The organism is Streptomyces sp. NPDC029169 (assembly GCF_055563935.1).
Genome location: NZ_JBVHXA010000004.1, coordinates 221,819 through 234,400, shown reverse-complemented (window position 1 = coordinate 234,400; position 12,582 = coordinate 221,819). Strand labels below are relative to the sequence as shown.

General features: G+C 73.1%; 11 protein-coding genes. 6 read left to right on the top strand and 5 right to left on the bottom strand.

All coding sequences use genetic code 11. The annotated features are described in order from the left end of the window. Nucleotides 1–278 precede the first annotated feature (278 nt). From ACZ4VI_RS10325 to ACZ4VI_RS10315, 3 genes are all read right to left on the bottom strand, one after another. Nucleotides 279–962: a gamma-glutamyl-gamma-aminobutyrate hydrolase family protein gene (locus ACZ4VI_RS10325; RefSeq protein ID WP_467998470.1), complete on the bottom strand. Its 684-nt coding sequence runs from the start codon at nt 960–962 to the stop codon at nt 279–281. Nucleotides 963–989: 27 nt separating this feature from the next. Next, nucleotides 990–2,432, bottom strand: a complete 1,443-nt coding sequence (gene eat, locus ACZ4VI_RS10320; protein WP_467998468.1) for an ethanolamine permease — start codon at nt 2,430–2,432, stop codon at nt 990–992. 137 nt (nt 2,433–2,569) lie between these two features. Further along, nucleotides 2,570–3,310: a FadR/GntR family transcriptional regulator gene (locus ACZ4VI_RS10315; protein WP_467998467.1), complete on the bottom strand. Its 741-nt coding sequence runs from the start codon at nt 3,308–3,310 to the stop codon at nt 2,570–2,572. A gap of 78 nt (nt 3,311–3,388) precedes the next feature. On the opposite strand from ACZ4VI_RS10315, the gene ACZ4VI_RS10310 reads away from it, so the two are divergent. The 4 genes from ACZ4VI_RS10310 to ACZ4VI_RS10295 are packed head-to-tail and all read left to right on the top strand — an operon-like array spanning nt 3,389 to nt 7,895. Further along, nucleotides 3,389–4,753, top strand: coding sequence for a glutamine synthetase family protein (locus ACZ4VI_RS10310; RefSeq protein WP_467998465.1), 1,365 nt, complete (start codon nt 3,389–3,391; stop codon nt 4,751–4,753). Nucleotides 4,754–4,761: 8 nt separating this feature from the next. Beyond that, nucleotides 4,762–6,165, top strand: a complete 1,404-nt coding sequence (locus ACZ4VI_RS10305; protein WP_467998463.1) for an aldehyde dehydrogenase family protein — start codon at nt 4,762–4,764, stop codon at nt 6,163–6,165. Nucleotides 6,166–6,170: 5 nt separating this feature from the next. Continuing rightward, entirely contained in the window at nt 6,171–6,956 is a 786-nt protein-coding gene (locus ACZ4VI_RS10300; RefSeq protein ID WP_467998462.1) for a 3-oxoacyl-ACP reductase, read from the top strand. A 30-nt stretch (nt 6,957–6,986) separates the two neighbouring features. After that, a complete protein-coding gene (locus tag ACZ4VI_RS10295; protein ID WP_467998460.1) occupies nt 6,987–7,895 on the top strand; it encodes a DUF2510 domain-containing protein in 909 nt (302 codons plus the stop codon). Nucleotides 7,896–7,901: 6 nt separating this feature from the next. Here ACZ4VI_RS10295 and ACZ4VI_RS10290 read toward each other — a convergent pair whose 3' ends face one another. Beyond that, on the bottom strand, nt 7,902–9,104 hold the full coding sequence (locus ACZ4VI_RS10290; protein WP_467998458.1) for an amino acid deaminase/aldolase: 1,203 nt from the start codon (nt 9,102–9,104) through the stop codon (nt 7,902–7,904). Between the two features lie 126 nt (nt 9,105–9,230). Here ACZ4VI_RS10290 and ACZ4VI_RS10285 point away from each other — a divergent pair, with 126 nt between their 5' ends. Both ACZ4VI_RS10285 and mycP read left to right on the top strand, forming a co-directional pair. Beyond that, nucleotides 9,231–10,655: a hypothetical protein gene (locus ACZ4VI_RS10285; RefSeq protein ID WP_467998456.1), complete on the top strand. Its 1,425-nt coding sequence runs from the start codon at nt 9,231–9,233 to the stop codon at nt 10,653–10,655. Continuing rightward, nucleotides 10,652–11,833, top strand: a complete 1,182-nt coding sequence (gene mycP, locus ACZ4VI_RS10280) for a type VII secretion-associated serine protease mycosin (protein WP_467998454.1) — start codon at nt 10,652–10,654, stop codon at nt 11,831–11,833. Before ACZ4VI_RS10285 ends, mycP begins: the two co-directional genes overlap by 4 nt. On the opposite strand, the gene ACZ4VI_RS10275 is transcribed toward mycP, so the two are convergent. Continuing rightward, nucleotides 11,808–12,536, bottom strand: coding sequence for a serine hydrolase (locus tag ACZ4VI_RS10275; protein WP_467998452.1), 729 nt, complete (start codon nt 12,534–12,536; stop codon nt 11,808–11,810). The two genes, mycP and ACZ4VI_RS10275, sit on opposite strands and share 26 nt — an antisense overlap. Nucleotides 12,537–12,582 lie beyond the last annotated feature (46 nt).

The window sequence follows — 12,582 nt, the reverse complement described above, 5'->3', positions numbered from 1 at the left end:
GTGGGGTGTCTGCGGGTGCGTTGTTGGTTGAGCGCGCAGTTCCCCGCGCCCCTGAGGTGCGGTGTGGCCGGTGTGGTGGGGTGCCTGCGGGTGCGTTGTGGCTGGTCGCGCAGTTCCCCGCGCCCCTAGGGGCCCGCCCGCCCCCGCGCCCCCTAAGGGCCCGCCCGTTGAGCGCGCACGCCCCCCGGCGCCCCTGAGGTCCGGCGTGGCCGGTGTCGTAGGGAGTCTGCGGGTGCGTTGTGGTTGCGCGCGCAGTTCCCCGCGCCCCTATGGGGCCCTCAGCTCGCCGCCGACGCTGCGATCAGGCCTTGCATCACCCTCAGGTCCTCGGCCATCTCCGGGTGCCACTGGACGCCCAGGGCCCAGGTCGGGGCGGGGAGTTCGATGGCCTCGATCGTGCCGTCCTCCGCGTACGCCGAGGGGGTCAGGCCCGCCCCGAGGCGGTCCACTGCCTGGTGGTGGTAGGTCGGGACCGAGGTCAGTTCCGGGACCAGGGTGGCGTACCGCGTGCCCGGGACCGGCTTCACCGCGTGCCGGCCGATCACGCCGACCGACTCCACGTGGCCGTCCAGGTGCTGGACCAGCGTGCCGCCGAGCGCCACGTTCAGGAGCTGCATGCCCCGGCAGATGCCGAGCACCGGCGTGCCCGAGGCCAGCGCCGCCTCGATCAGGGCCAGTTCCCACGCGTCCCTGGCCCGGGCCGGCGGGCCGGTACGGGCGTCGGGCTCGGCCCCGTACCGTACCGGCTCGACATCCGCCCCACCCGCGATCACCAGGCCGTCGAGCCGCGCCACCACCGACGCGGCGGCGGACGGGTCGTCCGGCGGGAGCATCGTCGCGAGGCCGCCGCTCGCCTGCACCAGGCGCGGGTACTGCGCGGGCAGCAGCGCCGCCGGCATCTCCCACACACCCCAACGGGCCTGGTCCAGATAGGTCGTCACGCCGATGAGCGGCTTGGACACCTGAAACTCCTTCGGAAGAGGTGGTCGTCAGTCGCGTTCGAGTTCCGCCTCGGCCGCCGCCAGCGCCGCGAACTCCTCCTCCGGCGCCTTGGCCACCAGACGGTGCCGACTGTAGAACGCGAAGTAGGCGAGGGCGATCACATAGACCCCCAGCGCGATGAACGCCGCGTCCTTGTCGACCAGGAACGTCGCCACCAGCGCCGACAGCGCGAGGACGAAGGCCACGGACGAGGTCACGACGCCGCCCGGCGTCCGGTACGGCCGTGGCAGATCCGGCTCGCGGCGCCGCAGCACGATGTGCGAGAGCGCCATCAGGGCGTACGAGATGGTCGCGCCGAACACCGCGATGTTCAGCATCCGCGCGCCGTCCCCGGTTCCTGCCGCCAGCGCGAAACCGATCGCGCCCGGGATCAGCAGCCCCAGGTACGGGGACTTGCGGCGGCTCGTGAGGGAGAGGAACCGGGGCAGGTAACCGGCCCGGGAGAGGGCGAAGAGCTGACGCGAACCGGCGTAGATGAGGGAGAAGAAGGAGGCGACGAGCCCCGCGAGGCCCGCGTAGTTGACGAAGCGGCTGAGCGTCGTCGGCTCGCCGTCGCCCTGCAGCGCCACGACCAGCGGGTTGCCCGCCTCCTGGATCGCGGCCGAACCGCGCGCCCCCGTCGAGGCGAAGAAGGTCACGACGGCGAGCAGCACCAGGATGCCCATCGACAGCGCGAGCGCCCTCGGCATGGAGCGGACCGGGTCCTTGGCCTCCTCCGCCGCGAGCGGCACACCCTCGACGCCGAGGAAGAACCACATGCCGAAGGGGAACGCCGCCCAGATCCCGAGCAGACCGTACGGCAGCCAGGAGTTCGAGCCGAGCGCCCCGCCGTCGACCGGGATGTCGTTAAGGCCGTCGACGTGGAAGTCGCTCAGCGCGCCCAGCGCGAAGATGACGAGCGCGGCGACCGCGATCGCCGTCACGATCAGGCTGAAGCGCAGCGCCTCGCCCACGCCCCAGAGGTGGATCCCGATGAAGACGACGAAGCAGGCGAGATAGACGGGCCAGCCGGACTCCAGGCCGAAGAGGCCGAGTGATTCGACGTAGTCGCCGATGAAGATGGAGATCGCGGCGGGCGCGAGGATGTACTCGATGAGGATCGCGGTACCGGTGAGGAAGCCGCCCCAGGTGCCGAGCGCCCGGCGCGCGAAGCCGTAACCGCCGCCCGCGGTGGGCAGGATGGCGGAGAGCTCGGCGAGCGCGAAGACGAGACAGGCGTACATCGCGCCCATCAGGACGGTCGCGATGGCCAGTCCGCCGAAGCCGCCCTTGGACAGGCCGATGTTCCATCCGGAGAAGTCGCCGGAGACGACATAGGCGACGCCGAGACCGGTGAGCAGCAGCCAGCCGGCGCTGCCGCGGCGCAGGGCCCGGCGTTCGAGGTAGTCGTCGGGTGCTGTCTTGTCTCCGGTGGTGTCTTCGAGCGTCATGGCAGCGTCAGCTCCCGCGTCGGGCCCAATGGATTGGTGCCATACCTTTGCGCCGCCCCGGCCGGAACGCAACCCCTCTGCGTTACTTTCGGGTTACGCCCCTTTTTTGGGCTCGGTTCGCCTCGGCCCCGGGCCCGTCACGTCAGGAACCCCCGCAGTAGCGCCGCCGTCCCGCCGCAGTGCTCGCGCATCACCTCGCGCGCCGCGTCCGCGTCGCCGTCGAGGACGGCTTCGACCAGGGCCGTGTGCTGGTGCTGGGAGTGCTCCAGGTTTCGTACGAGCAGGGGGATGCAGTCCAGGAGGTCGTTCACCGTCGCCCGTACGGCGGCGTACTGCGCGGTGAGCGTCGGGGAGCCGGAGAGCTCGGCCAGCGTGAGGTGGAGCAGGGTGTCCTGGCGCCGGTAGTCCGCCAGCGGCGCGTCGTGCGTGGCCGCGAGGGCGGTACGGAGCCGGTCCGCGCCCGCGTCGTCGAGCCTGTGCGCCGCGCACAGACCCGCCGCGCCGACCTCCAGGACCTCGCGGAACCGCAGCGTGTCCTCCATGTCGACGGAGGCGATCCGGCGCCGCAGCTCGTCCTCGTCGGCCCTCTGCGCACGCGGCAGCACGAACGTTCCGCCGTACCGCCCGCGCCGGCTCTCCACCAGGCCCTGCTCCTGGAGGACCTTCAGGACCTCCCGCAGGGTGACCCGGCTGATCCCCATCCGGTCGGCCAGTTCCCGCTCGGCGGGCAGCCGTTCGCCGCCGGGGACGAGCCCGAGCCGTACCACCTGGAGGATCTGTTCCAGCGCCTCTTCGAAACCGTTGCCCGCCCGGACCGGCCGCAGCACGGGCGTCAGCCGGTCCGCCTGCGAGGCGGGCGATTCACTCGTACTGGACACGTTCCCGTTTCCCCTTCCCAAGCAATGGTCTTCCGCAATACCTTATGGCTTCCGGCTGACCCAAGGAGGAGTAATCCCGTGGCAGACCGCAAAGCCCCGCTCTCCGTCGAGGAGCTCCGCGCCCTCGTCGCGAGCGGTGAGATCGACACCGTCGTCCTGGCCTTCCCCGACATGCAGGGACGGCTCCAGGGCAAGCGGTTCGCCGCACCGTTCTTCCTCGATGACGTCCTCGACCACGGCACCGAGGGCTGCAACTATCTCCTGGCCGTCGACGTCGAGCTGAACACGGTCGACGGATACGCGATGTCCTCCTGGGACCGCGGCTACGGCGACTTCGCCATGCGCCCCGACCTCTCCACACTGCGACGCGTGCCCTGGAACGAGGGTACGGCGATGCTCATGGCCGACCTCGCCTGGAACGACGGCTCGCCCGTCGTCGCCGCGCCCCGCCAGATCCTCCGCCGCCAGCTGGAGCGGCTCGCCGAACACGGCTTCACCGCCCACGTCGGCACGGAGCTCGAGTTCATCGTCTTCAAGGACACCTACGAGCAGGCCTGGGACGCGAACTACCGGGGCCTGACGCCGGTCAACCAGTACAACATCGACTACTCGGTCCTCGGCACCGGCCGCATCGAGCCCCTGCTGCGGCGGATCCGCAACGAGATGGCGGGCGCCGGTCTGACTGTCGAGTCCGCCAAGGGCGAGTGCAACCCGGGCCAGCACGAGATCGCCTTCAAGTACGACGAGGCCCTCGTCACCTGCGACCAGCACGCCGTCTACAAGACGGGCGCCAAGGAGATCGCCGCGCAGGAGGGCGTCTCGCTCACCTTCATGGCGAAGTACAACGAGCGCGAGGGCAACTCCTGCCACATCCACCTCTCCCTCCAGGACGCCGAGGGGAGGAACGTGATGGCCGGGGACGGTCCCGGCGGCATGTCGGAGGTCATGCGGCACTTCCTGGCCGGCCAGCTCGCCGCCCTGCGGGACTTCTCCCTTCTCTACGCCCCCAACATCAACTCCTACAAGCGGTTCCAGCCCGGCTCCTTCGCCCCCACCGCCGTCGCCTGGGGCGTCGACAACCGCACCTGTTCCCTGCGCGTCGTCGGCCACGGCCGCTCGATGCGCTTCGAGAACCGGCTCCCGGGCGGGGACGTGAACCCCCACCTCGCCGTCGCGGGCCTGGTCGCCGCAGGCCTGTACGGCATCGAGCAGGGTCTCGAACTGCCCGAAGCCTGCGACGGAAACGCCTACACCGCCGACTACGCCCACGTCCCCACCACCCTGCGCGAGGCCGCCGAGCTCTGGGAGACCAGCCCCATCGCCAAGGCCGCCTTCGGCGACGAGGTCGTCGCGCACTACCGCAACATGGCCCGCGTCGAACTCGACGCGTACGACGCCGCGGTGACCGACTGGGAGCTGCGCCGCTCCTTCGAACGCATGTGAGGAACGAGTTGCCGCACGAACTGCCCGCACACGAACTGCCCGTACACGAACTGATCGTCCTGAACCCGGCGACCGAAGACGTCGTCGCGACCGTCCCCGCCGCCACCCCCGCCGACGTCGACGCCGCGGTCGTACGCGCCACGGAAGCCCAGCGCGGATGGGCGGCCGCCGCCCCCGCCGACCGGGCCCGGCTGCTGCGCCGCTTCGCCGCCGTCGTCGACGCCCACACCGAGGAGCTGGCCCTCCTCGAAGTCCGCGAGGCCGGCCACACCCTCGGCAACGCCCGGTGGGAGGCGGGCAACGTCCGCGACCTGCTCGACTACGCGGCCGGGGGAGTGGAACGGCTGAGCGGCCGCCAGATCCCCGTCGCCGGCGGGCTCGACATCACGATCCTCGAACCCCTCGGCGTCGTCGGTGTGATCGCGCCCTGGAACTTCCCCATGCCGATCGCCGCCTGGGCCACCGCCCCGGCCCTCGCCGCCGGCAACGCGGTGATCCTCAAGCCCGCCGAGACCACCCCGCTCACCGCGCTCCGCCTCGCCGAACTCGCCCTGGAGGCCGGGCTTCCCGAGGGCCTCTTCCAGGTCCTGCCGGGCGAGGGAGCCGTCGCGGGCAACGCCCTCGTCGAACACCCGGGGATCGCGAAGATCGTCTTCACCGGCTCGACGCGCGTCGGCAAGAGCATCATGGCGAAGTGCGCCCACCAGGTGAAGCGCGTGACGCTCGAACTCGGCGGCAAGAGCCCCAACATCGTCTTCGCCGACGCCGACATCGAGGCCGCGGCGGCAGCCGCCCCGATGTCCTTCCTCGACAACAGCGGCCAGGACTGCTGCGCCCGCACCCGCATCCTGGTCCAGCGCTCCGTGTACGACCGTTTCCTGGAGCTCCTCACCCCCGCGATCGAGGAGATCGTCGTCGGCGACCCGGCCGACGAGAAGACCCAGATGGGCCCGCTGATCTCCCAGGCCCAGCTGGAGCGCGTACGGGCGTACGTCCCCGACTCCCTCCCCGGCATCCGCGGCAAGGCCCCCGAGGGCCCCGGCTTCTGGTTCCCGCCGACCGTCCTCACCGACATCGCCGAGGACGCGCCCTGCGCCGTCGAGGAGGTCTTCGGACCGGTCGCCGTCGTCCTGCCCTTCGAGGACGAGGCCGACGCCGTACGGCTCGCCAACGCCACCGAGTACGGCCTGTCCGGCTCGATCTGGACCCGCGACGTCGGCCGCGCCCTGCGCGTCTCGCGCGCCGTCCGCGCCGGCAACCTCTCCGTCAACTCCCACTCCAGCGTCCGCTACTGGACCCCCTTCGGCGGCTACCAGCAGTCCGGCCTCGGCCGGGAGCTCGGCCCCGACGCACTGACCGCCTTCACCGAGACCAAGAACGTCTTCATCAGCACGGAAAGCACGGAGGCCTGAACCGCATGAGCACTGAAGAGATCGTCTGCCGCCGTCTGGTCGGCCGTACCGCCGTCATCACCGGTGCCGGCAGCGGCATCGGCCTGGCCACCGCCCGCCGCCTCGCCTCCGAGGGCGCCAACATCGTCTGCGGCGACATCGACGAGACCGCCGGCAAGGCCGCCGCCGAGGAGGTCGGCGGGACGTTCGTGAAGGTGAACGTCACGGACCCCGAGGAGGTCGAGAACCTCTTCAAGGTCGCCTTCGACACCTACGGCTCCGTCGACATCGCCTTCAACAACGCGGGCATCTCCCCGCCCGACGACGACTCCATCCTCACCACGGGGCTTGAGGCCTGGAAGCGCGTCCAGGACGTCAACCTCACGTCCGTCTACCTGTGCTGCAAGGCCGCCCTCCCGTACATGCGGCGCCAGGGCAGGGGCTCCATCATCAACACCGCCTCCTTCGTCGCCGTCATGGGCGCGGCCACCAGCCAGATCTCGTACACCGCCTCCAAGGGCGGCGTGCTCGCCATGTCCCGTGAACTGGGCGTCCAGTTCGCCCGCGAGGGCATCCGCGTCAACGCGCTCTGCCCGGGACCGGTCAACACCCCGCTCCTGCAGGAGCTGTTCGCCAAGGACCCGGAGCGGGCCGCGCGCCGGCTCGTCCACATCCCCCTCGGCCGGTTCGCCGAGGCCGAGGAGATCGCCGCCGCCGTGGCCTTCCTCGCCAGCGACGACTCCTCGTTCATCAACGCCACCGACTTCCTCGTCGACGGCGGCATTTCGGGCGCGTACGTGACCCCGCTGTAGGCGCTGCCGCTCGGGTCCTAGTCTTGCCGGATGACCATGACGACCCCTCCCGGCTGGTACCCGGACCCGGCCACGCCCGCCGTCGAACGCTGGTGGGACGGTACGAACTGGACCGCGCACACCCGGCAGGCGCCGGCCGCGCCCACGGTCCTGACGCCGGCTCTGCCCGTACGCGGCAACGGGCGGGGCCGGGCCGTCGCCCTAAGCGCGGTCGCGGTGGCCGTGGTCGCGGCGGTCGTGGGCGGTGTGGTCGTGTTCGGCGGCGACGACCAGGAGGAGCCCCCCACGGCTGGCCCGACCGGGTCTGCGAGCACCACCGCCGCGCCGTCCTCCTCGGCCACCGGCTCCCCACCCGCCGAGGACCAGAACCCCACGCAGGTCGTCGACCAGCTCAACGGGATCACGCTCCCCGTCATCAAGGGCTGGGAGAAACCGCGGTACATCAGCGGCGGCGCACCGACGGTCGCGACCGCCGGCACCTATCCGTGCCCTGGCGCGACCAACCAGGACTGCCGCCACGGCACGGTCTCCTCCCACACGGTGTCGGGCACCGCCGCCGGCACGCCCGAGGCGGTAGCCAAGGAGGACATCGCCCTGGCCGCCGACGCCGCCTACGAGGCGGACGTCCTCGACAACCGCCTCCACGGCGGCATCCTCTCCCACAAGGTGGTCGCCGCCCGCCCCGCCGTCGTCGCCGGGCGCACCGGCTACCTCGTCCGCTGGCAGGTCGTCACCGGCAAGGGCCCCGGCGGCTACGTCCAGTCGCTGGCCTTCCCCTCCCCGGCGGGCAGCGAGTCCCCGGTCGTCGTGCGCTTCGCGTTCGACGCGGGTCCGGACGGGCCGCCGCTCGCCGTGATGGACGAGATCACGCGCGGGATCCGACCCATCGGCAGCGACACCAACGGGGGAGTGGGCAGCTCGATCACCCCGGGCGCGTAAGCGGCGCTAGAGGAACGTGCGGCCCTCGCCCCGGTACGTCGGCACGGTCGCCGTGATCCGGTCGCCCTCGATCAGCTGAAGGCTGTCGAACCGCTCGCACAGCTCCCCGGCCTTCGCGTGCCGGAACCACACCTTGTCCCCGATAAGGAGATCGTCGGCCGCCGAGCCGAGCAGCGGCGTCTGCACCTCGCCCGGACCCTCCTTCGGGTCGTAGCGCAGCCCTTCCGGCAGGTACGGGACGGGCAGCCGGTCCACGCCCGCGGCGCCCGACGCCGGGTAGCCCCCGCCGAGCACCGTCACCACCCCCACACCGGGGCGGCGCACGACCGGCTGGGCGAAGAGGGCGGCCGGACGGCCGGTGAAGGACGTGTAGTTGTCGAAGAGCCGCGGCACATAGAGCCCCGAACCTGCGGCGATCTCGGTGACGGCCTCCTCGGCCGCCGTGTGCTGCACACTGCCCGTGCCGCCGCCGTTGACGAACTCCAGGTCCGGCGCCACCGCCCGTACGGCACGGACCACCGCCGCGCGCCGGGCCGCCAGCTCCCTGCGGGCCGCGGACTGCATCAGCCGGACCGCCCGGGACCGCAGCGGGCGCCCGGCGACCGCGTCTCCGACCCCGGCGACATGCCCCTCGTACGCCATGATCCCGACCAGCCGGAAGCCGGGGCGGCGGGCCACCGAGCGGGCCATCTCGGCGAGCTGGGCGGGCTCACGCAGCGGGGAGCGGAGCGCCCCTATCCGTACCCGGCCGCCGAGCAGCCGGAGGGAGGTGTCCAGCTCCAGACAGACCCGGATCTCCTCGCCGCCGCCCGCGCGGGCCGCTTCGATCAGGTCCAGCTGCGCCGGGTCGTCGACCATCACGGTCACAGCCGCGGCGAGCTTCGGGTCGTTCGCCAGCTCACCGAACGCGGTCCGGTCGGCAGACGGATAGGCGAGCAGAACGTCCTCGAACCCGGCGCGCGCCAGCCACAGCGACTCGGCGAGCGTGAACGACATGATCCCCGCGAACCCCTCGCGCGCCAGGACGCGCTCCAGGAGCGCACGGCACCGCACGGACTTGCTCGCCACTCGGATCGGCTTGCCGCCGGCCCGGCGTACGAGATCGTCGGCGTTGGCGTCGAACGCCTCCAGGTCGACGACGGCGACGGGCGCGTCCAGATGGGCGGTGGCCCGGTCGTACCGGGCCCGGTCGGCGGCGCGGGGAGTCATGGCCCGAGCTTGCCAGACGGGTTTACGGGTGGGTAGCCCCTGGGTTCCCGTGCCGAGGGGAACAGCCCGTAGAGTGGCGGGCATTGCGAGAGCAGGCACCAGGACGGAACGACCAGGGGGGCGGGGATGAGTACCGACGCGCACCGCCCCACCTCCCGCATCACCGAGGCCCTGTTCCCGTCCCCGACACCGACACCGACACCGGCATCGGCACCGGAGGCCCCCGCTCCGTCCGACGCCCCCACGCCCGCGCCTGCGGCCACGGCCCCCGCCCGCCCGGGCACTGCCCCGTCGTCCGCCGCGGCGCCGAACGCCGTCGCGCCTCAGGCCCCCGCCCCGGCCGCCGCCTCGCCGGGGGAGGCGACCGCCTCGCGCCAGCCCCAGGGCGTCCCGCCGAAGCCGACGGAGGCTCCCGCCGCGGTCGCCTCGCGCGGCGCCACCGGAACCGTGACCGGACCGCCGCCGCGGCCGGAGACGGCTCCGCGCACCGAGCCGGCCCGCCCCGTCGTACCCGCACAGACCGCCGACGTGCCGGCCGTCGAGACGACCACCCGCCTCCGGCCGATCCGCGATACCGGCCGCGACGCCACACCGGCCCCCGTCATACAACCCCCCGCCGTACCGCGCCCCGTCATACAACCCCCCGCACCCCCGCGTACCGCACCCGCGCAGCCCGAGCAGACGTACGGAACGTACGGCGCCTACCGGCCCTACACCGCACCGCCCTACACCGCACCGCCCTACACCGCGCCGCCCGAGACCCTCGTCGAGACCACCACCCGCCTCCGGCCCATCCGCGAGCGCAGCGTCGGCCGGGTCGTCGCGGCCGGAGCCTGTCTGGTCCTCGGCGTCGGCCTCGTCGGCGGCGCGATCGCCGGCGCCGTCCTCGCCACCACCGACGCCGGCGCGCCCGCGGAGCCCGAGGGCTACGCCGAGGCCAGGACCCTCTGGCACAGCGTCCCCGTCGACACGCTCTTCCCCCGCACCCTCGCGGGCCCCGGCAAGGGCCCCGGCTCGGCCGACCGCACCTGGACACGGGTCGTCGTCGCCGCCGACACCCCCTGCACCGCGGCCGTTCTGCCCAAGAGCCTGCTCACCACGGTGCAGCCTGTCGGCTGCGAGCGCGTCCTGCGCGCCACGTACACCGACGCCACCGCCACCAGCGTCATCACCGTCGGCCTGGTCTTCACCCAGGCCGACGCCCCGACCACGCGCTCCCTCGCGGTCCAGTCCGCCGCCCGGCTCGGCGCCGACGTGCCACCGGCGCTCTCCGCCCCCGGCACCGTGGCCGCCCGCTTCGGCGCCGCACAGCGCGCCAGCTGGTCGACCCGCGCCCTCACCGACCTCCCGGTCGTCGTCACCGCCGTCTCCGGCTTCGCCGACGGGCGTCGCGTCGCCGCCCCCGAACCCGCCGAGCAGGCCATGGCCGACGACCAGACCAGCCCCACCGCCCAGGCCGGCCTCGGCCACGAGGCCAAGGGCGTCGCCGACCGGATCGAAAGCGCCCTGCGCGAAACGGTCACCAAGGCAGCGAAGGACGACGACCAGTGAACCGCCCCCGCACCGTCGTGGCCCTCCTCGCCGCCGCCTTCGCCGTCCTCCCCGCCACCACCACCCCGGCGTACGCCGACACGATCCGCGCCCGCCAGTGGGGCCTCGAAGCCCTGCACACGACGGAGGCCTGGCGGACCACCAAGGGCCAGGGCATCACCGTCGCCGTCCTCGACACCGGGGTCGACGCCGGCCACCCCGACCTCGACGGCTCCGTCCTCCCCGGCAAGGACCTCGTCGGCTTCGGCGCCGAGCGCGGCCAGAGCGCCTGGGCCGTGCACGGCACCGCCATGGCGGGCATCATCGCCGGGCACGGCCACGGACCCGGCCGCCAGGACGGTGTTCTCGGCATCGCGCCCAAGGCCCGGATCCTGCCCGTCCGGGTCATCCTCGAAGGCACCGACAAGGCCCGCGACAAGGCCCGCAAGAGCCGCGGCACCGCCCTCGCCGAAGGCATCCGCTGGGCCACCGACCAGGGCGCCGACGTCATCAACCTCTCCCTCGGCGACGACTCCGAGTCCGCCCACCCCGACGCCGGAGAGGACGCCGCCGTCCAGTACGCCCTCGCCAAGGGCGTCTCCGTCGTCGCCTCGGCCGGCAACGGCGGCGAGAAGGGCGACCACATCTCGTACCCCGCCGCCTACCCCGGCGTCGTCGCCGTCACCGCCGTCGACCGGTGGGGCACCCACGCCTCCTTCTCCACCAGCCGCTGGTACGCCACCGTCAGCGCCCCCGGCGTCGACATCGTCATGGCCAACCCCGACCGCCGCTACTACGAGGGCTGGGGCACCAGCGCCGCCGCCGCCTTCGTCTCCGGCGCCGTCGCGCTCGTCAGGTCCGCCCACCCCGACCTGACGCCCGCCCAGGTCAAGCAGCTCCTCATCGACACCGCCCGCAACCGGCCCAAGAACGGCCGCAGCGACGACAAGGGCTACGGCACCGTCGACCCGGCCGCCGCCATCCAGGCCGGTGCCCGGCTCAAGGGCGCCGACCCCAAGAACACCGCCGCCGGCTACCGCGGCCGGTTCTTCGGCACCGGACCGCGGCCCGCGGCGGCCGAGGGCAAGCCGATCGGCCTGCTCGCCCCCGCCGCCGGCGGCCTCGGCGCCGTACTCCTCGCCGCCGCGGTCGTCCTCTGGCGCGGCAGCCGCGCTACAGGGCCGCGCCCACCGCGCTGACCGCCGCCCGCGCGGCCGCCTCCACGCCCGCCACCCCCGCCTCCTTCGTGACGTGCCCGTCGGACACCACCGCCACCAGGTAGACCCGCCCGCCGGCGGTCACCCGCCCGACGCTGTTCACGTCCCACCGGCCGGTCGCCTCGCGGGGGAGCCACCCGTTCTTCACCGCACGGTCGCAGCCCGCCGCGGAGACACCCCAGTCCTGCCCGGCGACCACGCCCTCCATCAGCTCCGTGATGTACGTACGGGAGTCCTCGTCCAGCGGCGAGTCCGTACCGAACACCGCCTGAAGGAGCACCAGTTGGTCCGCGGCCGTGGTCTGCGTCAGCCCCCACGCCGTGGCACCGGCCGTCCGGGACAGCCCGAGGCGCGCGTTGGCCGCGTCCAGGCCCTCCGCGCCGCCGATGGTCCGCCAGAGCGCCGTCGCCGACGCGTTGTCGCTCCGCTCGATCATGGCCGCGGCGGCCGTCCGCTCGGCCGAGGTCAGCTCCCGGCCCTCGTCCTGGGCACGCAGCGAGAGGGCGACGAGGATGTCGAGCTTGACGATGCTCGCGGTGTCGTACGTCCGCCCCTCACCGCCGTACGAGGCCGAGCGCCCGGTCGCCAGGTCGAGCACCGCGACCGACAGGGACGCCTCGCTCCCGGCGAGCACGGGCGCGACCGCCTCCGCGAGGACGGCGTCGAGTTCCACTTCCACGGTCACGGTGGCCTTCTCCTCCCTGAGCCTGTGGGCGAGCTTGCCACCCGCT